The sequence below is a fragment of the Desulfoprunum benzoelyticum genome (assembly GCF_014201505.1).
In the GTDB taxonomy this organism is placed as follows: domain Bacteria; phylum Desulfobacterota; class Desulfobulbia; order Desulfobulbales; family Desulfocapsaceae; genus Desulfoprunum; species Desulfoprunum benzoelyticum.
On sequence record NZ_JACHEO010000010.1, the window covers coordinates 92,127 to 114,602 of the forward strand.

General features: G+C 59.7%; 19 protein-coding genes. 17 read left to right on the forward strand and 2 right to left on the reverse strand.

Translation table 11 applies throughout. The features are described from left to right. Positions 1-136: 136 nt before the first annotated feature. The 9 genes from HNQ81_RS09895 to HNQ81_RS09935 all read left to right on the forward strand — a co-directional run bounded on the left by HNQ81_RS09895 (position 137) and on the right by HNQ81_RS09935 (position 10,060). The gene (locus HNQ81_RS09895) at positions 137-1,486 is read left to right on the forward strand and encodes a sigma-54-dependent transcriptional regulator (RefSeq protein WP_183350872.1); all 1,350 of its coding nucleotides are present in this window, start codon (positions 137-139) and stop codon (positions 1,484-1,486) included. A 182-nt stretch (positions 1,487-1,668) separates the two neighbouring features. Next, the gene (locus HNQ81_RS09900) at positions 1,669-3,534 is read left to right on the forward strand and encodes a sensor histidine kinase (RefSeq protein WP_183350874.1); all 1,866 of its coding nucleotides are present in this window, start codon (positions 1,669-1,671) and stop codon (positions 3,532-3,534) included. Positions 3,535-3,632: 98 nt separating this feature from the next. After that, positions 3,633-4,919: a sodium:proton antiporter NhaD gene (gene nhaD / locus HNQ81_RS09905; protein ID WP_183350876.1), complete on the forward strand. Its 1,287-nt coding sequence runs from the start codon at positions 3,633-3,635 to the stop codon at positions 4,917-4,919. Between the two features lie 102 nt (positions 4,920-5,021). Further along, positions 5,022-5,462: a sigma-54-dependent transcriptional regulator gene (locus HNQ81_RS09910; RefSeq protein ID WP_183350878.1), complete on the forward strand. Its 441-nt coding sequence runs from the start codon at positions 5,022-5,024 to the stop codon at positions 5,460-5,462. A gap of 77 nt (positions 5,463-5,539) precedes the next feature. Beyond that, entirely contained in the window at positions 5,540-6,079 is a 540-nt protein-coding gene (locus tag HNQ81_RS09915) for a CBS domain-containing protein (RefSeq protein WP_183350886.1), read from the forward strand. 18 nt (positions 6,080-6,097) lie between these two features. Next, positions 6,098-7,576 carry an SLC13 family permease gene (locus HNQ81_RS09920; protein ID WP_183350888.1) on the forward strand — a complete coding sequence of 493 codons (1,479 nt, stop codon included), beginning with the start codon at positions 6,098-6,100 and terminating at the stop codon, positions 7,574-7,576. A 126-nt stretch (positions 7,577-7,702) separates the two neighbouring features. Then, positions 7,703-8,074: a response regulator gene (locus tag HNQ81_RS09925; protein ID WP_183350890.1), complete on the forward strand. Its 372-nt coding sequence runs from the start codon at positions 7,703-7,705 to the stop codon at positions 8,072-8,074. 193 nt (positions 8,075-8,267) lie between these two features. Beyond that, positions 8,268-9,683, forward strand: a complete 1,416-nt coding sequence (locus HNQ81_RS09930; protein WP_183350892.1) for a sigma-54 interaction domain-containing protein — start codon at positions 8,268-8,270, stop codon at positions 9,681-9,683. A 26-nt stretch (positions 9,684-9,709) separates the two neighbouring features. Then, on the forward strand, positions 9,710-10,060 hold the full coding sequence (locus tag HNQ81_RS09935; RefSeq protein ID WP_183350894.1) for a NifB/NifX family molybdenum-iron cluster-binding protein: 351 nt from the start codon (positions 9,710-9,712) through the stop codon (positions 10,058-10,060). Positions 10,061-10,088: 28 nt separating this feature from the next. On the opposite strand, the gene HNQ81_RS09940 is transcribed toward HNQ81_RS09935, so the two are convergent. Further along, positions 10,089-11,489 (reverse strand): sigma-54-dependent transcriptional regulator, encoded by a 1,401-nt coding sequence (locus tag HNQ81_RS09940; protein ID WP_183350896.1) that lies wholly within the window; start codon positions 11,487-11,489, stop codon positions 10,089-10,091. A 24-nt stretch (positions 11,490-11,513) separates the two neighbouring features. Continuing rightward, positions 11,514-12,773 carry an ATP-binding protein gene (locus HNQ81_RS17930; RefSeq protein WP_183350898.1) on the reverse strand — a complete coding sequence of 420 codons (1,260 nt, stop codon included), beginning with the start codon at positions 12,771-12,773 and terminating at the stop codon, positions 11,514-11,516. A 360-nt stretch (positions 12,774-13,133) separates the two neighbouring features. Here HNQ81_RS17930 and HNQ81_RS09950 point away from each other — a divergent pair, with 360 nt between their 5' ends. The 8 genes from HNQ81_RS09950 to HNQ81_RS09985 all read left to right on the forward strand — a co-directional run bounded on the left by HNQ81_RS09950 (position 13,134) and on the right by HNQ81_RS09985 (position 22,444). Further along, on the forward strand, positions 13,134-13,754 hold the full coding sequence (locus HNQ81_RS09950) for a helix-turn-helix domain-containing protein (protein WP_183350900.1): 621 nt from the start codon (positions 13,134-13,136) through the stop codon (positions 13,752-13,754). Between the two features lie 11 nt (positions 13,755-13,765). After that, on the forward strand, positions 13,766-15,418 hold the full coding sequence (locus HNQ81_RS09955) for a sensor histidine kinase (protein ID WP_183350902.1): 1,653 nt from the start codon (positions 13,766-13,768) through the stop codon (positions 15,416-15,418). A gap of 52 nt (positions 15,419-15,470) precedes the next feature. After that, positions 15,471-15,899: a response regulator gene (locus HNQ81_RS09960; RefSeq protein ID WP_183350903.1), complete on the forward strand. Its 429-nt coding sequence runs from the start codon at positions 15,471-15,473 to the stop codon at positions 15,897-15,899. A gap of 65 nt (positions 15,900-15,964) precedes the next feature. Then, positions 15,965-17,239: a sulfite exporter TauE/SafE family protein gene (locus tag HNQ81_RS09965; RefSeq protein WP_183350905.1), complete on the forward strand. Its 1,275-nt coding sequence runs from the start codon at positions 15,965-15,967 to the stop codon at positions 17,237-17,239. A gap of 1 nt (position 17,240) precedes the next feature. Continuing rightward, positions 17,241-17,939 carry a hypothetical protein gene (locus HNQ81_RS09970; RefSeq protein ID WP_183350907.1) on the forward strand — a complete coding sequence of 233 codons (699 nt, stop codon included), beginning with the start codon at positions 17,241-17,243 and terminating at the stop codon, positions 17,937-17,939. A 92-nt stretch (positions 17,940-18,031) separates the two neighbouring features. Beyond that, positions 18,032-20,635: a PEP/pyruvate-binding domain-containing protein gene (locus HNQ81_RS09975; RefSeq protein ID WP_183350909.1), complete on the forward strand. Its 2,604-nt coding sequence runs from the start codon at positions 18,032-18,034 to the stop codon at positions 20,633-20,635. Next, positions 20,604-20,987, forward strand: a complete 384-nt coding sequence (locus tag HNQ81_RS09980; protein ID WP_183350911.1) for a response regulator — start codon at positions 20,604-20,606, stop codon at positions 20,985-20,987. Before HNQ81_RS09975 ends, HNQ81_RS09980 begins: the two co-directional genes overlap by 32 nt. 137 nt (positions 20,988-21,124) lie before the next feature. Continuing rightward, positions 21,125-22,444 (forward strand): putative sensor domain DACNV-containing protein, encoded by a 1,320-nt coding sequence (locus HNQ81_RS09985; RefSeq protein ID WP_183350913.1) that lies wholly within the window; start codon positions 21,125-21,127, stop codon positions 22,442-22,444. The last annotated feature ends 32 nt before the right edge of the window (positions 22,445-22,476 follow it).

Genomic DNA, 22,476 nt, shown 5'->3' on the forward strand with positions numbered 1-22,476 from the left:
CCGACCTCAAAAAGATGATACAGTCGAAGTTCATTGAGAGGCTGCAACCTACGGCTCGCTGAGTCGATATCGGGGCGGCGCCTTTGTCGAACAATGATCGACGGTATTTGCCACCTTTTCGAGAAGCGGATGAGCTATGACACTGTCGCCGGGAATCCTCAACATCCTCATCGTTGATGATGAGATCAATATCCGTAAGACGCTTGCCTACTGTCTGGAGACGGAAGGGCACTCCGTTGTCGCCGTCGCCGATTCCCAGGGAGCGCTGAGGGAGGCGAAACAGCGGTCTTTCGATATCGCCTTTATCGATCTCCGGCTGGAGGGAGAGGATGGGATGGATCTCATCCCCCCATTGCTGGTCGAGTCGCCGTGGCTGAAGATCGTTGTCATCACCGCCAATGCGACGATCGAGACCGCCGTCGAGGCGATGCGGCGGGGGGCAGCCGATTATATCGAAAAACCGTTCACCAGCGCCCAGGTGCGCCTGCTGATTCGGACCCTCGGGCACATTCGCGATCTGGAAAACGAGATCACGGTCCTGAGGGAAGACCGGCGGCGGTTTGCGCCCGAGGTCCTGCTGCAGAGCCGGAATCCGCAGATGCTGAAGATCATCGACATGCTGTACAAGGCCGCGGCCTCCGAGGCCATGATCCTGCTGCGCGGTGAGAGCGGCACCGGCAAATCGGTGTTCGCCAGGACCATCCACGGCTGGAGCCGGCGGGCGAAAAAGCCGATGATGATCGTCTCCTGTCCTGCCGTACCCTCGGAACTGCTCGAGAGTGAGCTGTTCGGTCATGCCAAGGGGGCCTTCACCGGGGCGGTGAAGGAAAATCCAGGTCGTATCGCCGCCTGTGAGGGCGGAACGCTGTTTCTGGACGAGATCGGCGACATGGCGCTGCCGATCCAGGCCAAACTGCTCCGCTTCATCCAGGACAAGGAATACGAGCGCCTGGGGGAGACGCTGTCGCGCAAGGCAAACGTCCGCATCATCACCGCCACCAATGTCAACCTTGAACAGCGGGTTGCCGAAGGGCGGTTTCGGGAGGATCTTTTCTACCGGATCAATGTCATCAGCGTCAACGTCCTGCCGCTGCGCGAACGGCGCGACGATATCATGCCCATCGCCCGGGATTTCTGCAAGTTCTTCAGCCTCGCCAACCATAAGAATATCGAAGGATTTGATGAGAGGGCCGAGCGGGCGCTGCTGGAGTATTCCTGGCCCGGCAATGTCCGGGAATTGCGCAACGCCATCGAGCGGGCGGTGATCCTCGGCAGCGGCGACCGGATAACGGAGGATGATCTGCCGGAAAGCATCGTCCCCGCGATCGCCTTCCCGGGAATCGGAGATGCGGTGCCGTTGGCGACGATCGAAGAATTGCATATCAGAAAGATCCTCAAAAAGTCTCCTTCCATCCAGGAAGCGGCCGGCACCCTCGGCATTGACCAGGCCACCCTGTGGCGACGCAGGAAGGCCTACGGCATCTGAGCTCATTCCCTTCATCTTGCAAATTGCAAGATTCCCTGTTCCCCGACCTTTCAAACTGCACGACGCAACGCCACTATGGCGTATATTCATCCGTAAATTCAACGACATAAATTTTGGCACGCCATTTGCGTGGAGAGTGGTGTCAGAACGCTGCCAGCCGTGGCTGAGCAAAGGGCCATCCAATGAACTTGAAGAAAAAGATCCTGATCGGCTATGGAGTCGCCTTTTCACTGATGGGACTTGTCGTGACCTGGGCGATTATCAATCTCTGGTCTCTTGGCAAAACCACCGATGCGATCCTGCGTGATTATTACCGCAGCATCCTGGCGGTGGAGAATATGCTCGACGCCCTCGGGCGGCAGGACAGCGGCGTTCTGCTGATGGTCATGGGGGATACCCGTAAAGGTGTTTCACAGTATCGTGAAAATGAGGCCATTTTTCTTGAATGGCTGGGGCGGTCGAAGGACAGTATCGCCGTCAAGGGCGAACTGGAGGCCGTCCAGGCCATTCAGGCGAACTATGGGGAGTACCGTCGCCGCTCCCAGCTGTTGACCGATATGCCGGACCCTGAGCGGGCTTCTCTCCCGGAGACGCTCAAAATATACCGGGAGTCGATCCTGCCGGTGTTCAGCCAGGTGAAGGCCACCTGTATCGAACTGCGGACGATCAACGAGAAGACGATGTATGCCGTCAGCGAAAAAGCGCGACGGGTGGCGAAGCAGACCATCTGGTCGACGATCATGGTCGCCTCGATCGCCTCGGTCCTGGCCCTGTTCTTCAGCCTGGTCTTCGCCGAACGGCTGGTGCTGCCGCTGCGGCGGTTTGTCGAGGCGGTCAGGAAAATTTCCGCCGGAGAGTTCTCCGTTGAGCTTTCGGTCGAAACCAGAGACGAACTGGGCGAACTGGCCCTGGAATTCAATCGGATGACAACCGAACTGCGGCGATACCATATGATGAACGTCGATCGTATCGTCGCCGAAAAGAACAAGGCCGATGCCATCCTGGCCAGTATCGAAGACGGTCTCGTGGTGTTCGATACCGATCAGCGGGTGACCGGCATCAACCCCGCCGGGCGCCGTATCCTCCGCGTCGAGCCCCAGGGGCAGGATCTTTTGTATTGCGAGCAGATTCTGCCGGTTCGCACTGTCTGCGAGGTCGTCGCGGCGACGATCAGCTCCGGCAGTCAGCCGGAAATTGCCGATGACCGGCGGATCATCACCCTGAGCTGCGGGGCGGAGACCCGGCATTTTCTGTTTTCGGCGACGGCCATCGGACAGAAGGATCAGAAACTTACCGGAGTGGTCCTGCTACTCAAGGATATCACACAGTTACGGGAATTCGAACGGCTGAAGAGCGAGTTTGTGATGGCCGCATCGCATGAACTGCGGACCCCGCTCACCAGCCTGGGGATGAGCATCGATCTCCTCATCGAGCATGCCTCCCGCTACCTTCCCGAACGGGAGAAGGAGCTGCTCCAGGCGGCCCATGACGAGGTGTATCGCATGAAGGCCATGGTTCATGATCTTCTCGATCTGTCGAAGATCGAGGCCGGCAGGATCGATCTCGAATTCGAAAGTGTCCCGGTCGCGCTGTTGTTCGACAACGCCCGGGAAATTTTCAGGGGACAGATCAACATGAAGCAGATACGGCTGCAGATTGCCGATGTCGGGCATCTTCCCCAGGTCCGGGCCGATACCAACAAGATTGTCTGGGTGCTGTCGAACCTTGTTTCCAACGCCCTCCGTTATGTCGAGGAAGGGGGATACATCCGGCTCGCGGCAGAGATGATCGGCGATTTCATCCACCTTTCCGTCGAAGACAATGGGGTTGGGATTCCAGCTGAGTACCAGTCCCGGATCTTCCAGAAATTCGTGCGGGTCGACAAACAGGAGAGCGGCAGAACCGGGTTGGGACTGGCGATCTGCCGGGAGATTGTCCGCGCCCATGGGGGAACGATCTGGGTCAAATCCGATCCGGGGCAAGGCAGTGTCTTCACCTTCACCGTACCAATCGCCGACCCGGGTGGGGTGAAACGGAAATCTGCCTGATTCGCAGGCCGCTTTTCTGCTGCACTACCGGACAAAGAGCCGAGTTGTAGGAAGAGATTTCAATATACAGGTAAACGTTTAATAAAAAAGGAGTAGTCATGATTTCCGCCCTGATCCTCATCTTTGTTCTGGCTTACGCCTGCATTGCCCTCGAGCACCCGATCAAGGTCAACAAATCGGCCTCGGCGCTGATCGGCGCCGGTCTATTGTGGACGGTCTATGCCCTGATGAGCGGCGACACCCACAAGGTCACCGAAAACCTCCATGAATCGCTGGCTGCAACCGCCCAGATCATCTTCTTCCTGATGGGGGCGATGACGATCGTCGAGGTCGTCGACGCCCACAACGGTTTCCAGGTCATCACCTCGCGGATCAAGACCACCAGGATCACCTCGCTCCTCTGGCTGGTCGGGTTCGTGACCTTCTTCCTCAGTGCGACCCTCGACAACCTGACGACGACGATCGTCATGGTGTCTCTGATGAAGAAACTGCTCGACCGTCACGAGGACCGGCTGTTCTTCGCCGGCGTCATCGTCATCGCCGCCAATGCCGGCGGGGCCTGGTCGCCGATCGGCGACGTGACGACGACGATGCTGTGGATCGGCGGCCAGATCACGACGACGGCGATCATCAAGGGCGTGTTCCTGGCCTCGCTGGCCTGCCTGATCGTGCCCCTGATTTTCCTGACCTTCACTCTGCGCGGCAAAGAAGTCGTCGCCCCGAAAAGCGGCACCTGCGGCCATGGCGTCGAGACCACCAGTTTCGAGCAGAACCTGATGTTCTGCATGGGGGTCGGCGCCCTGATCAACGTCCCGATCTTCAAGACCATCACCCACCTGCCGCCGTTCATGGGGATCCTCTTCGGCCTCGGCGTCATCTGGCTGGTCGGCAACATCGTCCATCGCAACACCCATGAGGATAAAAGACGGCACCTGCGGCTGGTTTCGGCCCTGAGCCGCATCGACATGGCCAGCATCGTCTTCTTCATCGGCATCCTGCTGGCGGTCGCCGTCCTCGAGCATACCCACATTCTCACTGCCCTGGCGAGCTGGCTCGACATGGCGGTCGGCCGTCAGGATATCATCGTCACCCTGATCGGCATTCTCAGCGCCATCGTCGACAACGTGCCGCTGGTCGCCGCCTCGATGGGGATGTACGACATGGCGGTCTACCCGCAGGACAGCTTCCTCTGGGAGTTCATGGCCTACTGCGCCGGGACCGGCGGCTCGATGCTGATCATCGGCTCGGCGGCCGGTGTCGCGGCGATGGGGCTGGAGAAGATCCACTTCTTCTGGTACGCCCGCAAGATCGGGGCGTTGGCCGCCCTCGGCTATTTCTCCGGAATCATCGTGTACATTGTCCAGTACAAGTTGATGCACGGCTGAGATCGGATTGACGGAATGGCATACTATGTCATGGCGAGTCCGGCGGAGTATTGCGGGCTTGGTCATGGCAGCGAGAATAATTGAATCAAGAGAGGAGCTGAGATGGCGGAAGAATTGAAGGCCAGGGTGCTGCTGGTGGACGACGAGGAGGATTTTCTCACGATGTTGGCCGAGAGACTGGAGAGCCGGGGATTGAACGTCACCACCGCCACCAGTGGCGAGAGTGCGCTGGCCAGCGTCGAGGGGCAGGAGTATGACCTGATCGTCCTCGATCTGGCGATGCCGGGGTTTGATGGCATAGAGACCCTGAAACGGATCAAGGCCAGACAGCCGGAGGCCGAGATCATCATGCTCTCCGGCCAGGGCTCGATCCGGACCAGTATCGAGGCGATGAAACTGGGGGCCTGCGATTTCCTGCAGAAGCCGGTGGATATCAATGAACTGATGGGCAAGATCGGCGAGGCCAAGGAAAAACGGATGCTGATGCTGGAAACGAAGAGCATCGCCGAGATCGAGAAGATCCTCCATACAAAGGGTTGGTAGAAAGCACGTAGAGATTCCGGTCCTGGTGGCCAGCGGATCAAGAGATAGAGCAACAAATTCATAGAAGGAGAAACATTGTGAGCACGGAAATTCAGACGGTGCGTGACATCATGCTCCCCCTCTCCGGCTTTCCCTGCATGAAGGAAAGCGGGACGGTGCAGGAGGCGATCCGGCAGCTGCGGTCGTTCTGCCCGCTCGGCAGCACCGGCCCCTGCGGATTCAGCGAGCTGATGGTTGTAGACGACCAGGGCGGCCTGATCGGCCGGGTCACCCAGCAGGGGATTCTGCGGGTCCTCTTTTCGACCCTGCTCGACCCGATCGATATCAAACCTTTCGAGGGCAGGACGGCCGAGTACAGTGATCTCACGACTCTGCTGAACGGGGTGCTGATCAATGAAGGGGTCAACCACCTCAATGCATCGCTGACGAAGGTCATCGAAACGAGGATCCGGGTATTGCCGGCGTCCACCGACCTGATTCACGCGATGTCGGTCATGGTGATCAGCAGGGAAACGGTGCTGCCGGTCGAGGAGAACGGCAGGCTTGTCGGCGTGATCCAACTGGCGGAGGTCTTCGGGGCCCTCGGCGATCGGCTCATCGCAATGAACAGCAAATAGCAAAAGAGGATGGAGAATATGTCATCAACATACGTGGAGGCGGCGGAGGCCAAGGCCCCGTTCGACTGGAAAAGGGTGTTCTTTCTGGTCCTGGGAGTCGTGCTGTTCGGTATCATCTACTATTCCCCGCCCTGGCCGGATGCGATCGACCCGATGGGCAAACACTTCACCCTGTCGGCCGAGGGCAAGGGGGCCCTGGCGGTCTTCGCCCTGGCCGCGACCTGGTGGATCTTCGAGGTATTGCCGATCGGCGTCACCGGCATCGCCATCGGCGTGGCCCAGGCGATGTTTCTGATCCGCAAGCCGGAGGTGGCCTTCAAGGATTTCATGGATCCTTCGGTCCTCTTCATCTTCGGTTCGATCGTCATCGGTCTGGTGTTCACCAAGAGCGGGCTGACGAAGCGGATGGCCTACAAGATGCTGGCGATCGTCGGTGAAAAGACGAGCATGATCTATCTCGGCTGCTTCGTCATGACCGCGGCCCTGACCCACCTGATGGCCCATACGGCGGTGGCGGCGACGATGTTCCCGCTGCTGATGGCGATCAACGCTTTCTACTCCGACAGCGATCACCCGACGAAGTTCGGCAAGGGCCTGTTCATCGGCATGGCCTATGTCGCCGGCGCCGGCTCGATCATCACCCTGCTCGGCGCCGCCCGCGGCGCGGTGGCGATCGGCTTCTTCAAGGAGATGACCGGCAAGGAGATCAGCTTCTTCGAGCTGTCCTACTACATGGCGCCAGTCGGCTGGCTGATGGTCTTCCTGATCTGGGGCTTCATCATGCTGGTCTGCAAGCCGGAAAAAGCGGTTATCCCGGGACTCAAGGAGAAGGCGAAACGGATGTACACCGAACTGGGCGGCTGGAACCGCAGGGAGATCCTGACCCTGGTCATCACTTTGTCGGTCATCCTGCTGATCGCCCTGAAGAACTGGGTCCCGGCCCTGAAGACCGTCGACAAGACCGCGATCCTGCTGTCGTCGACCCTGCTGTTCTTCATCTTCAACATCCTCAAGGTCGAGGATCTCGAGGATATCCCCTGGAACATCATCCTCCTCTTCGGCGGGGCGATGTCGATCGGCTTCTGCCTGTGGCAGACCCATGCCGCCGAATGGATGGCGGTCAACTGGCTGCAGCTGTTCAAGACCGCCCCGGCGGTCGTCTTCATCCTCGGCATGGCCTTCTTCGTCATGATCATGACGAACTTCATCATGAACGTCGCCGCGATCGCCATCTCGCTGCCGGTGGCCCTGGTCATCGCCCCCTATCTCGGGGTGGCCGGCGAGGTCATTTTCTTCTCCGCCCTGATGACCGCCGGTATGCCCTTTATCCTGCTGATCGGGGCGGCGCCGAACGCCATCGCCTACAACTCGAAGCAGTTTACCACCGGCGAGTTCTTCAAGTTCGGTATCGCCGCCAGCATCCTGCTGATGGTCGTCGTCTACCTGGCCGTGGCCTTTATCTGGCCGCTGATGGGGATGGAAGTGTTTCTGAAATAGTCGGTATCGTTGCCCGGGAAGGGGTCAGGCTCTCACCCGCCCCTTCCCGGTTTCCCCACTGCTCCCCTGTCGCCGTATTGAGCCTGTTGCACCAGTCGAAAAAACATCCCGGTTAGGATCCACACAATGAAAGTCCTGGTCGTCGACAACGAAGAAGGGTTTGCCTCGAGCCTGGCGGGTCACCTGCAGGGAAGAAAGATCTCGGCCGAAAGTGTCTATTCCGGCAGCCAGGCCTTGTCTGCCGTGCAGCACTTCAAGCCCGACGTCATGATCCTCGACCTGCAGATGCCGGATATGAGCGGCCTCGAAGTGCTGGCCCGGGTCAAGGACAGCGATCCGGCGATCGAGGTCATTCTCCTGACCGGCAACGCCTCGTTCGATGCCGGCATCGCCTGTATGCAGCTTGGCGCCTTCGACTACATCTTCAAACCGGTGGACCTGGACGAGCTGATAGCGCTGATCGGCGACGCGTATCAGAAAAAAATGAGGGAAAAATAAGGTGCCATCTTCGCTCTTCGACCCAACGGTCGGCCGGGCCGGTTCCGGCTTTTCCTTCTTCCTTTTCCGTCTTTAACCTTGCACCTCCCGTCTTTCTCTGATTTGCTAGCGAAGAACCCGGCAGTCCGGCTGATGGTGGAGTGACCATCGTCAGCGCGCTGTTGCCCGATATTTCAGCTCCCTGTTGCTCGCTATGATGAAAAAAACCTATGCCGTACCGGGAGAGGTCGCGCTCGACGACCTGCTGGCGGGTTTTCCCCATGCCTCGGCGGTCCTCGACGAGGGCTTCAAGATCGTCACCCTCAACCGCCTGTTCGAGGCCCTGACCGGCTACGGCCACGATATCGCGGTCGGCGTCTATGCCGATTTCATCCTCCGCAGCAATATGGGCAACAGCCGTGGCCAGATCTTCCAGCGGGTTGTCGAGACCGGCGAAACGGCGACGATCGACGGCGATATCATCAATCGCAGCCGCAAGCGGATTCCGGTGCGGTTTACCGTGTCGCCGCTGCATACGCGAAGAGGCACCCATGCCCGGGGAGTGCTGCTGGTCGCCGAGGATATTTCCGCCCTGCGCGCCACCGGCCAGACCACCCTCTATCGGGACTGGAGCACCGATATCATCGGCCACAGCCCGAAGATGCAGGCGGTGTTCGAGATCATGCCGCTGATGGCCCGGACCGATGCCTCGATCCTGATCACCGGCGAGACCGGTACCGGCAAGGACAAGATCGCCGAGACCATCCACCGCAATTCACCACGGGGCAAGTTCCAGTTCATCAAGATCAACTGCGGGGCCCTGCCCCCGGAACTGCTCGAATCGGAACTGTTCGGCCACGTCAAGGGGGCCTTTACCGGGGCGGTCCGCGACAAGCTCGGCATGTTCAAACTCGCCGACCGCGGCACGATCTTCCTGACCGAGATCGGCGACATGCCGCTGCCGCTGCAGGTCAAGCTGCTGTCGGTCCTCGATGACCGGGCCTTCTACCCGGTCGGCGGCGAGCGCAAGGAAAAGGTCGATGTCCGGGTCATCGCCGCCACCCACCGCTCCCTTCGGGAACAGGTGGAGTGCGGGGCCTTCCGCGAGGACCTGTTCTACCGTCTCAATGTCCTGCAGATCCACCTGCCGCCGCTGCGTGAGCGGGAGGGCGACATCCGCTTTCTCCTCGATTACTTTCTCAAGGACTATGCGACCCGTCTCGGCAAGGAGGTCCAGTCCTTCTCCGAGACGGCCCTCGATCTCCTGCTCAATTATCATTATCCCGGGAATATCCGGGAATTGCGGAATATCGTCGAGTATTGCGCCAACGTCTGTCGCGAAACGAAAATTGAAAAGGATGATCTGCCGCGCTATCTCTTTGAACAGGGTCGGGAAAACCAGGCCGCGGCTTTACCGCTGGCGCCGGCAGGAAAGGAGGAGCGGGCCGAAACCCGGACTGGAACTGCCTCGGAGACGAAGGCCGGCGGCGACAACTGGCCGGCGGTCGAACGGGAGATGATCCTCCAGGCCTTGAAGACGACACGGGGCAACCGGACCAGGGCCGCCGAACTGCTGGGCTGGGGGCGGACGACCCTGTGGCGCAAGATTGTCCAGTACGGTCTGGGCTAAACGGCCGGATACTGCGGAGCGCAACCATGAAGATCCTCATCACCGCCCAGGGCGATTTTGTCGCCCCACGCTTCGACCTGACCGCCGAGGTCGTCATCGCCACCGTCGACAGAGGGATGCTGGCCGGCAAGCCGCGCACGATCATCATGGATCGGCCGTCGCCGGAGGACCTCAGCAACCTGATCATGGAAGAGGGTATTTCGACCGTGATCTGCGGCGGCATCGAGGACCGCCAGTACCAGTTCCTGACCTGGAAGAAGATCCGGGTCATCGATTTCGTCATCGGCGACTATGAATCGGTCCTCAACCAGTTCCTGGCCGGCGACCTCCATCCCGGCGACATGCTGCCGCTGACGCGGGGCGATCTCAGTCTGTAACGGGCCGTCGGCCCCGCCCGGCCGGCGATTAGCCGGCCCGGAACGATTTGAGATCGATGGCCAGCCGGTTGATCTTGTCATAGAAGCTCTTGCGTGAGATGGCGAGCTGGCTGCAGGTCTTCATGACCTGGCCGCCGTTTTTCCGCAGCGACGCTTCGATGTAGTCCTTCTCCCTCCTGTCCATGTAGATTTTGAGCGGCAGATCATTCTCTGGTTCCGCTGCCGACTCTTTCTTTCCCCGCTCTTTTGTCTCATTGGGCTCGATCGAGCCGAGAATGCACAGCCGGCGCACGTGGTTGCGCAGTTCACGGACGTTGCCGGGCCAGGGATTGTCGCAGATCCTGCGGATGGTCGCCGCCGAAAACGGCGGCGGCGCCTGCATCTTGCCGTAGCTGTACTCCTGACGGAAGAACTCGACCAGCAGCGGGATGTCTTCCTTGCGTTCGCGAAGCGGCTGGATCCGGACCGGCAGGACGCTGAGCCGGAAGTACAGGTCCTGGCGGAAGGTCTCCCTGGCGATTTCCTGCTCCAGATCCTTGTTGGTGGCGGCGATGATCCTCGCCCCCACCGGGATCGGGGTGTTGGAACCGAGGGGGGTGATGGTCTTCTCCTCGAGGACCCGCAATAGCTTGGATTGCAGTGCGACCGGCAGGCTGCAGATCTCGTCGAGAAACAGGGTCCCCTCGTCGGCATATTCGAACTTGCCGATCTTGCGCTGGATGGCCCCGGTGAAGGCCCCCTTGAGATGGCCGAAAAATTCCGATTCCATCATCTCGGCCGGCATCGCCCCCATGTTGACGGCGACGAAGGGGTGGCCGGCGCGGCTGCCTGTCTCGTGGATGGCGCGGGCCACCAGTTCCTTGCCGGTTCCGGTCTCGCCGTAGATCATCACCGGATCGCTCTCGGCGGCGACCGCCTTGATGATGTCGTAGAGCCGGTGCATCGCCGGGTGGTTGCCGATCAGGCCGTAGAAGCGGGTCAGGTCCTGGCGCTGCTCGGCGAGGCTGAGGCTGAGCCGGCGGTTCTCGAGGACGAGCCGGCGTTTCTCCATCGCCCTGACAAGGCAGGCGAGGAGGACATCCTCGTCGACCGGTTTCTGGAGGAAATCGTAGGCCCCGCCCTGGATGGCGGTCACCGCGAGGGCGATGTCGCCGTGGCCGGTGATCATGATCACCGGCAGTTCCCGGTCGACCGCCTTGACGTGGTTGAGGAACTGCAACCCGTCCATGACCGGCATCTTGATGTCGGTGACGACGGCGGCGTATTCCTTTTTGTCGAGCTGTTCCAGCGCCTCGATCGGCGAGGCGAAGGTATCGACCGCATACCCGTTCAGAGCCAGGGTCTGGTCGATGGCCATCAGCAGATAGCGGTCGTCGTCGACCACCATGATCCGTTGCTCGGCGGGACGGTTTTCCTGATGGGTGGGCATGGGGTATCCTTCCTTGCGGGCGGGTTATGCGGCGATGTTGTCGCCTTGGTGGGCGGGGAGAAAGACGGTGAAGCTGGTTCCCGCATTGGGGGCGCTGTCGACCCTGATATAGCCGTTGAAGCCGCGGACGATCCGGTCGACGATCGACAGGCCGAGGCCCATCCCGGAACCGGCGGCGCGGGTGGTGAAGAAGGGATCGAAGATCTTCTCCTGGATCTCGCGGGGGATCCCCTCGCCGTTGTCGCGGACGGTGATCCGGGCATACGGTTCTTCCTTGAGGGTCGCCGGATTGATCGATTCCTGTATGCCGGTGCTGATGGCCAGACGCGGCTGCGAGGTCTTGCCCAGCGACAGGATGGCGTTCTGGATCAGGTTGAAGAAAACCTGCTCGAGTTTGACCTCCTGTCCCATGACCTCGATGGTATGCCGGGTGTCGAGGTCGAGATCGAGGCCGATGTCGGAGAGGGTCAGCTGCGATTCGAAAAACTGGAGGATATCGAGCAGAATCGAGTTGATGTTGACCGGCACCATGGTGTCGCGGGCCTTGGTGGCGAAGCTCTTCAGGCTGTTGATGATGCTCGAGGCCTTGTTGACTCGATCGATGATGATGCTGAGGTTCTCCTCGATCATCTTCTGATGATGCAGCGGCGTCTGCATCGCCTTCAGGCAGTTGCGGGACAGCAGCAGGATCGCATTCAGCGGCTGGCTCAGTTCGTGGCCGATCCCGGCGGCCATCTCGCCGAGGCTGGCCAGACGGGCGGAGTGGGTCAGCTGGTCCTGAACCTCGCGCATCCTGGTCATCATCTTGTAGAAGTCGCTCTTGTCCGAGGCGATGAACATGTGCAGGACCCGTCCGGACTCGGTGACATACGTCGAGCCCTTGAGGGTCACCGGGATCTCCCGCCCGTTTTCCGCCTGGAGAAAAATCTCCGTGATGTTGCATTCCCCCGCGGCAATGGCGTCGACGACCATATCGTAATGTTCGCGCCCGACCAGCTGCTCCAGATGCAGAGGGTGGTTCCAGTCCGGGGTGTAGCCGAGGCAGCTGTTGAACTCCTTGTTGCTCTGGACCACGTAGAAATCCTTGTCCAGCAGAAAGAAGATTTCCGACAGGCTGGTGAGGATCTTGTTGGTGAATTCCTTGCCGGCCTGGAGCTCCTCGTGCTTTTTCAGCACCCGGATGACCAGGTCTTTCTTCTGTTTTTCGAGAAGTTTCACCAGGCCATTGCCGGTTTCGTCACGGTTGTTGCCGGTTTCGTCACGGTTGTGTTCCGGGGTATCCACGATTCCTCCCTGTCACCTTATCTACACGACAGCCGGCCTGCTCCCGGAATCTGTCACATTTTCTATACATAACCTGTTTTGATCGTAATTACAAGATCATAGATTGACAACAGACCTTTTCCGTGACACTCCGGGGTGACAGCGGCGGATGGGTCTCCGGTTGACGCGAGGAGCGGAAAATCTCCGATTTCAATGTTAATGATTTGAAATAACAGGATATCAATAAATTTGCGGGTGAGTTGTTCATGTTGGCCTCGATGTTGCTCATACAGGGTAGAGGAAATGGTTGGTCGCCTGATCTCAGGAGGAAGACAGGACAGACGGCAGCGGACGGGACTGAATCGAAAGGTGGCCGGGACGATGACGGAGAGCGGGGGAAAAGAACAGGGGCCGGCGTTGAAGATCGAGCAGGTGGCGATCCTCTGCGGCGTCTCGGTTTCCCGCGTCGGCAACTGGATCGAGAAAAACGGCCTGAAAGTCGTCGATCACAGCGAAAACAGGAAAGTACGGCAGGAGGATCTGGTGGAATTTCTACTGCACTACAATATGCCGATTCCCAAAGGAATACTTCCGGTCAACGCCAGAAAGATGCTGCTGATCTATTCGGAGGGGCGGGGCCGCGGTGCAATCTACAGTTTTCTCAAAACCCTGTCCGAGAAGATGGGCAGCAAATTCCGCAACATCACCGATTCCGTCACCTACGGCAAGAGCGCCGAATACAAGATCCTCAATTTTGTCCCCGATCTCGTGCTGGTCGATGCGGTCCACGCCGATGACGAGGCCCTGGGGGTAGTCCGCTTTGTCCGCAGTATCGGCGGCATGCGCAGCGTCGTCCTGGTGCGGCGCAACATGGCGGTGGCGAGAAGGGCGGAGTTGCTGAGGAGCGGGGCGCATGCGGTGATCGAGCGCAATACGGGATGGAAGGAAATGCTCCGCTGTCTCGAACGGGTTTTGAACTCCCTCGGGGATACCTCCAAATAGGCAGGCCGGCCATGGAACAGAAAAATTACTATTCGGCTGTCAAGGTGCGTCTGACCGCGATCTTCTGTCTGCTGATCACCGTGCCGATGGTGATTCTCGCTCTCTTTACGATCAGCAATCTCAAGGATTCGGCGGTCAAAAAAATAGAGCTGTCCCTCGGCCGGCTTGTCGATCACAAGAACGAGGTGATCTCGCTGTTCCTGAAAGAGAAGGCAGACCTGTTGGCGATGATGGTCGGGATGTACCCGATCGAGTATCTCGGCCACCAGGAAAATCTCAACAACCTGTTCAGGTCCCTGAATCAGGAGGGAAGCATCGTCGATCTCCATGTCATTAATTCCGCCGGCAACCAGTTGGCCTATGTCGGACCGTATGCGAGCAGCATCACCGGCAAGAGCTACCACGACGCCCAATGGTTTCAGGAGGTCCTGATCAAGGGCAGCCACGTCAGCGACATCTTTCTCGGTTTCCGCAATGTGCCGCACTTTGTCGTTGCCGTCACCGATCCGCTGAAGACCTATGTGCTGCGGGCGACGATCAACTCCGAGGCCTTCAACAACCTGCTGCTCAGTTCGCTGATCGGGCCGAACGGCGACTCGTTCATCGTCAACCGCGACGGAGAGCTGCAGACCCCGAGCCGCCAGGGCGTGAAGGAACTGAGCGCCGAAGACCGGGGGTATCTCGAGCACCATGAGGGGACCGCGATCATCAACAACGGCAAGACCATCACCGCCACCCGCTGGGTCAAGGACGGCCAGTGGTGCCTCTACGTCAAGACCCGGATCGAGGATTCCCTCGCCGCCTTTTACCAGACCCGCAACAGCGTTCTCATCATCATCTTCCTGACCGGCATGGCCTTTCTCGGCCTGGCGGCCCTGCTGGCCCATTATTTCCTTCACCGCCTCGAGTCCTATGACCGCAGACGGACTGAACTCGGGGCCCAGATGGGGCAGATGGAGAAGATGGCCAGCGTCGGCCGGCTCGCCGCCGGCATCGCCCACGAGATCAACAACCCGCTGCAGATGATCACCAACCAGGCCGGTTGGATCGCCGAGTTGCTGCCGGACGAGGACCCGGCCCTGGTCAAGAACATGGACGAGTACACGAAGGCGATCGAGCAGATCCGGCATCATGTGCGGCGGGCCGGCACCATCACCCACCGGCTCCTCGGTTTCTCGCGCAAACTGTCGTCGGAGAAACAGAACGTCCAGATGAACGACCTGATCGAGGAGGCGATTACCTTTGTCGAGCGCGAGGCCGGCTACAACAACATCACGATCGCCAGGGACTACAAGGAAGATCTGCCGACGACGATGACCGACGGGTCCCAGCTGCAGCAGGTCTTTCTCAACCTGCTCAACAACGCCGTCGATGCGGTCGGCAAGGGGGGCAGGCTCGAGATCAGGACGACGGTCGACGGGGAGGGCAGGCTGGTGCTCGAGTTCGCCGACAATGGGCCGGGGATCAAGCCGGAGAACCTGAAGCAGATATTCGATCCGTTTTTTACCACCAAGGAGCCGGGCAAGGGAACGGGGTTGGGGCTGTATATCACCTACGACATTGTCCAGAAACTTGGCGGTACGGTCAAGGTTGAAAACAGGAAAGGTGGCGGCGCCGTCTTCACCATCGTCCTGCCGGTCATCACGCTGGGGTCGTCGCGATGATGGGGCCGGATGGCGTCTCTACACGGCAAATTAAAACAAAAGGAGAAAAATCATGAGGGAATTCAATGTGCTGGTTGTCGATGACGAAGACGAGTTCCGTGACCTGACCGTGAAACGGTTGGAGAAGCGCGGGTTGAAGGCCAAGGGCGCGGCAGGCGGCAAGGAGGCCCTGGAGATTCTCGAGCACAGCCATACCGATGTCGTGCTGCTCGATGTGAAGATGCCGGGCATGGACGGCATCGAGACCCTGCGGCAGATCCGCATCATGCGGCCGTTGGTGGAGGTCGTCCTGCTGACCGGCCATGCCTCCGTCGATTCCGGTATCGAGGGGATGAAGCTGGGTGCCTTCGATTATCTGATGAAACCGATCGAGCTCGAACCGTTGCTGGAAAAACTTGGTGATGCCTATGAGAAAAAACGCCTGCACCAGGACAAGATCGAACAGGCTCAGATGAAACGGCACCTGTCGATGCCGAGTTGATATCCCCCCGGGGAACGGCTGGCTGTGTGTTGAAAATAAACTTTTTATCACAAAGGGAAAACGACATGAGGAACAATTGCAGAGAGTTTTACCAGCTGCTGCTCAAGGGCTCGCAGGCCCATGCCCGCTGGGAACTGGAGATGTCCACCAACATCATGAAGAGCCGGAAGCGGCAGGTCGCGCTTTTCCTCCTCCTGCTGCCGGTCATTATCGGCGGCATTGCCATCGCCGCCGGAGACGGTCTTGGTCTGCCCGGGGCGCTCGGCGGCAAAAACGCCTATATGCCGTCGCATTACACCAACCTGATCTTTTTCGCCTCGGTCTTCGTTGGTCTCTGCGCCGGGCTGATCACCGGCTGCATCGGCGCCGGCGGCGGCTTCATCATCGCCCCGGCCCTGATGAGCGCCGGCGTCAAGGGGATCCTGGCGGTCGGTACCGACCTCTTCCACATCTTCGCCAAGGCGATCATGGGCAGCGTCCTGCACCGGAAGATGGGCAACATTTCGGTGTCGCTGGCGGTGACCTTCCTGATCGGGTCGATTACCGGGGCGACGCTGGGCGGCTGGTTGAACCGCGCCCTGTACGATGCCAACCCGGTCCTGAGCGACCTGTTCATCACCGCGGTCTACGTTTTCATCCTCGGCTTCCTCTCCTTCTACGCCCTGTCCGATTATTTCAAGGCACGCCGGGGCAGTTCGGCCGGCAAGCAGGAGGGCCGCGGTGAGCAGGTTTCGCCGATGGGGCAGCGGATCCAGTCCGTGCATATCCCGCCGATGCTGACCTTCGACGAGGGCGTGACCCCCGGCGGCCGCAAGATCTCGGCGATCTTCCTGATCCTCAGCGGCTTCATCGTCGGTATGGCGGCCTCGATCATGGGCGTCGGCGGCGGTTTCCTGACCTTCCCGATCTTCGTCTACGGCCTCGGCGTCTCCTCGATGACGACGGTCGGCACCGACATCTTCCAGATCGTCTTCACCGCCGGCTACAGCGCCCTCGGCCAGTATGCCTTCTACGGTTTCGTCTTCTACACCCTGGCGATGGGGATGCTGCTCGGGTCGCTGATCGGTGTCCAGATCGGTTCGCTGGTGACGAAGGTCGTCCCCGCCATCCAGATCCGCGGCTTCTTCGCCCTGGCGGTCACCGCCGGTTTCATCAACCGTTTCTTCGCGCTGCCCGAGAAGCTGCAGAGCCTGGGTTACATCAAGATTACCAAGGAGCTCGGCGGGATTCTCGGCACAGTCGGCAACAGTCTGTTCTTCCTCGTTATCGGGGCCTTCGCCGTCTGGGTATTCTACGCATTCTTCAGCAATATTTCGAAACTGACAGAGGAGGGCCATTGATATGAGCATGCAGTCAAAATTGAAAACCCGCGGAATACTGATGCTTATCAGTTTCATGGTGGTGCTGGGGCTGATCTTCTCGCCGATCTTTCCGGGATCGGGGGGCAAGGTCAACGGTCTGGATTTCATGGACAACCTGTTCAACATGATCTCCAAGGGATCCTCCTATTTCATTCCCAAAGAAATTTCAGACAGTGAGAAGTATGCAGGAAAGATGATCGATGTTAAGGTGGCGATGAAGGATGACAAACAGGCCGGCGAGACTGCCCAGATACTGGGGACGGTCGGGGTACAGGCTGCCGCATCCGGCAAGGACCTGACCGTCAGCGGCGACATGGGCGCCATGCTCAAGGCCAGCCTGGCCGACGCCGACGCCATGTTCAAGAACGATGGTCAGCCGATTGCCGACAGATACGGGCTGCCGGAAAAAGCGGTCATGTACAACTGGCATACCCTCTTTGGCGTGGTCGGCAAGGAAATGACGAAGCAGGAGAAATTTGCCGAGGCCAAAACCTTCGCCAATATCCAGAAGAAGGCCCTCGAGCCTTCGTACAACTACTACGGAGTCGAGGCCAAGAACTGGAAGGACAACATGGTTTTGATCATTGTCGCCCTGGCTTTCTATGTGGTCTACACCCTGTGGTACGGGTTCGGCCTGATGTGGCTCTTCGAGGGACTGGGTTTGAAGATCGGTCATTGACCGGGGTACAGGAGTTCACGCAACGCACGCGGCGGACTGTGGATGGGAGCGTCTCCTGCCTGCAGTCCGCCGTGTGCTTTCTGGGGAAGGCCATGCAGCGAATCGTCTCGTTTTTCAGGAATATGTTTTCACCGGTTCAGGAGCAGCGGCTGAGCCCCGAAGAACTCCGCGACGCCTTCAGGAAGCGGTATGCAAATTTCCGCAGCCTGCTGACGGCCAACAACAACGCCCTGCAGGCGATGGCGGAACTGGAGAAGCTCTATTACGGCAGCAAGGGCTACCGGATGGCCGTTGTCCGCTCGAAGATCACCACGATCCTGGTCAATGTCTACAAGATGATCAGCAACCTGCTGGCGATGTCGGATGGCAAGTACAAGGATCTCGAGACGGTCTTCGAGCGGATCAGCCAGGATATCGAGAACATCGTCGAGCGCAGACCGGTCCTGCATCAGGGGCCTATGGTGCTGCCGCTCGACGAGGTCAAGCGCGAGGTCAGGGACCAGGTCGGTGAGAAGATGGCCAATCTCGGAGAGGTTGGGGCCATCGACGGTCTTGTCATCCCGAAGGGCTTTGTCCTCACCGCTTCCGCCACCAGGCATTTTCTCACCGATGCGAACCTGGCCGAGATCAACCGCCGCCTGCAGGTCCTCGATCCCGACAACCTCGAGGATCTGTACCGGACCTGCGAGGAAATCCAGAAAATGGTCAGGGAAAGCCCGCTGCCGCCTGACCTCGAAGAGCTGCTGTATGTCCATTACGCCCGCCTTGAACGGGGAACTGTGCCGCACTGCCGGGTCGCCCTGCGTTCGAGCGCCCTGGGCGAGGATACCGCCGGGGTCTCCTTTGCCGGCCTGTATCGTACGATCCTCAATGTCGACCGGGATTCGCTCGTTGCCGCCTACAAGGAGATCGTCGCCAGCAAGTACGGGGCGAGGGCCATTTCCTACCGGCGCAAACGCGGATATCGGCATGAGGATATCGAAATGTGCGTCGGCTGTCTGGTGATGGTCGATTCTCTGGTCAGTGGTGTCACGTATTCCCGTGACCCCGGCGAGGAGGAAAGCGAGGTTATCCGGATCAACGCCACTGCCGGGATCGCCAAGGGGGTGGTGGATGGGACGACGATCACCGATCTCTACCTGGTCAGCCGGGAAACACCCCACGCCGTGGTGTATCGGGAGATGCGGCAGGATCAGACCGCATCGGCGCTGACCTACGGCCAGATCAAGAAATTGGCCGAGGCGGCGCTGCGGCTCGAGCAGCATTTCGGCGCCCCTCAGGATATCGAATGGTCCATTGACCATCAGGGCACGCTCCACATTCTCCAGAGCCGGCCGATGCTGACGGTCAAAGTCGAGGACAGTGACGACGACGACAACCGGACACCCCAGGTCGAAGAAGGTGGCGAGGCCCCCTTCATGCTCGGCGGGATATGCGCCAGCGCCGGGATCGCCAGCGGTCCGATCTTCCGGGTCGACACTACCGAGACGATGCGCCGGTTCCCGGAGGGGGCGGTCCTGGTCCTCGAGCATCCGCTGCCGGACTGGGCCCCGCTGTTGAGCCGGGCCACGGCCGTCATCGCCGAGCATGGCAGCGAGGCCGGCCATCTCGCCACCGTGTCGCGTGAATTCGGCATCCCGGCCCTGTTCAGTCTGCCGGGGGCGATGGCCGGTCTGGTCGACGGCGAGATCATCACCGTCAACGCCGGCTCCCGTGCCATCTACCGGGGGCGGCGGGAAGACCTGCTCCGCCGTCGGACCGTGCGCAAGGACATCATGGCCGGCAGCCCGGTGCAGCGGATCGTGACCGAGATCCTGCAGCACGTCACCCCGCTCAACCTCAACGATCCCGCCTCGCCGCAGTTCAAACCCTCGTGGTGCGAGACCCTGCATGACATCACCCGTTTCTGTCATGAAAAATCGGTGTCGGAGATGTTCAATTTCGGGCAGCGCCACGGTTTTGACCAGGCTGCGGCGAAACGGCTGGTCGGCAAGGTGCCGCTGGAGTGGTGGGTCATCGACCTTGCCGATGGTTTTCGGGAAGGGATCAATATCGAGGAAAAGACCGTCCGCATCGAGGATATCGTCTCGGTGCCGATGCTGGCGATCTGGAAGGGAATCTCCGCCTTTCCCTGGCAGGGACCGCCGCCGGTCAGCGTCAGGGGCTTCGGTTCGATCATCTTCCAGTCGACGATGCGACCCGAACTCGATCCGGCAGTGGCCTCGGCGCTGACGGTGAAAAATTACTTCCTGATTTCGGAGAATTTCTGTAACCTCAGTGTACGGCTGGGGTATCACTATGCGATGATCGAGGCCTACCTCAGCGACCTGCTGACCGAGAGCTACGTGACCTTCCGCTTCAAAGGCGGGGCCGCCGACCTCGGGCGCAAGGCGGTCCGCGCCAGACTGCTGGCCGATGTCCTGGAGACGTATGAATTCCGGATCGAACTGGAATCGGACTCGCTGCTGGCGACGCTGAAGAAGAAACCGACGGAGTATCTGAAGCAGAGGTTGCAGATTCTCGGCTACCTCACCCTTCACGCCCGCCAGCTCGATATGGTCATGAACAACTCCGGCACGGTTGGACAGTACAGGGACAAATTTATCGCCGACATCGAAGAGATGCTGGCCTGTTGTACAACACCAATTTTCGGGGAGTCAGGTCATGCCGGAGAACAAGAAACTGCTGCTCGTTGACGACGAAGTCGATTTCCGTACCATCATGAGCAAATTTTTCTCCCGTCGCCGGATCGGTTTCGAGTTGGCCGGAGGCTGCATGGAGGCCCTGGACTGGCTGAGCCGGGACGATTTCGACGTCGTGATCATGGATGTCAGCATGCCGGGTCTGGACGGGCTGGAGTGCATGGCCGAGATGAAGAAGGTCAAGCCCGATCTCGAGGTCATCATCCTCACCGGTCATGCCTCCATCAACGCCGGCCTGATCGGCATGAGAAAGGGGGCCTTCGACTACTGCCTCAAACCGGTCGATTTCGACGAACTTTTCGAAAAGATCATCCTGGCCCGGGAAAAGGCCGCCGGCAAGGGGTAGCGTCGGCCGTCAACTGCCCGTCGATTTGCTTTCACCTCGTTCTGCCTGTAGAATGGTCGAATATACGCATGCCCTTAGGAAAAGGCCTGATAGCGGCAGCATGAGGACCGAGGGCTGTTGCTCCGGCGGGATGATCGATGTTGCACAAATATCCGAAAGATCTGGTCGATAAAATTATCGAGCTGTGGCAGACAACGATGCCGGCCAAGGGCCGCAAGGCGGACAAAGCTTTTGAGCTGCCGGCGGTAGAGATCCTCGAGGAGCTGGTCTCCACCTGTTACCAGGTCAGCCATATGAAGGAGGAGTCGCGCGGCCTGTTGTTCCGGGTCATGCTGTGCGAACCTGAGGCCTTCAACCCGAAATGTTTCGGTCCGTTTCGTGACCTCTTCACCCTGCGGTTTTCCGAGCTGCGGCCCTACAATGAATACGAGATCATGAAGCTCGGCCCGGCTGTCGACTTCAACAACTCGATCATCGGCATCCGCCTGGACCGGGAGGAAGGGTTGCAGATCTGGGGCTTCATCCATTCCGGTTCGCGCTGGACCCACGCCATCCAGGGCGGCAGCAAGCAGCCGACGCCGCTGCCGCCGGCCCTCGGCCTCAACGTCACCGGCCCCGGCCGTATCACCGTCTGCCGGGGGCTGACGATCCTCGCCCAGCTGACCGGCGGGACGATCATCTCGCCGTCGGCCAATGTCTTCAAGTCGCACTGGATGAGCCGGCGTTTTGCCAAGGTCCAGATGCAGCTGGCGTCGCTGCATGCCGACAACCCCCTGTACGACCGGGAGATGTGGGCGCAGATCGACCCCGCCTTTGTCGGCACTCTGTACCTTGAATTTTTCAAGCATGTCATCAGTACGGTTCGGCGTTCCGGTCATGGCGGGACCATCATCTCCCTTCCGGCCGGCCTGGGAGACATGGTTTTTAACGATAATCCGTATATTTCGATGAAATACCGCTTCGCCGAGGGAGGTGCGCGCAGCCAGCTCAAGAGACTGGTTCTCGAGATCATGCAGACGATGGCGATCAGGTGCGGCAAACGCCACGGCCCCACCTATGTCGCCGGCTGGAGGGATTACGTCCAGTTGCCGCGAGACGAGGTCGCCGCCCTGGATGAGCAGATATTCAAGTTTGCCCGCTTTGTTGCCCGCCTGACCGGGATCGACGGGGCGGTGGTGACCACCGAGGGGCCGGAATTGATCGGTTTCGGCGGGATCATCCAGGGGACCTTCGAGATGGGCGGCGAGGTGGCGCGGGCCCTTGACCCGGAAGGGAAACGGAAAAAGATCGAGAAGATCGAGGGCGTCGGCACCCGCCACCGCTCGCTCTACTATCTCTGCAACCGACTGCATCAGGCTCTCGGTATCGTTGTCTCCCAGGATGCCGAGGTCCGGGCGGTGACCTGGAACGGCGACATTGTGACCTGTTGGGATGTGATCCCGATCGATTTCACGTGAGCAGTGTCCGTTTTTTTACGGATATTGGTCCA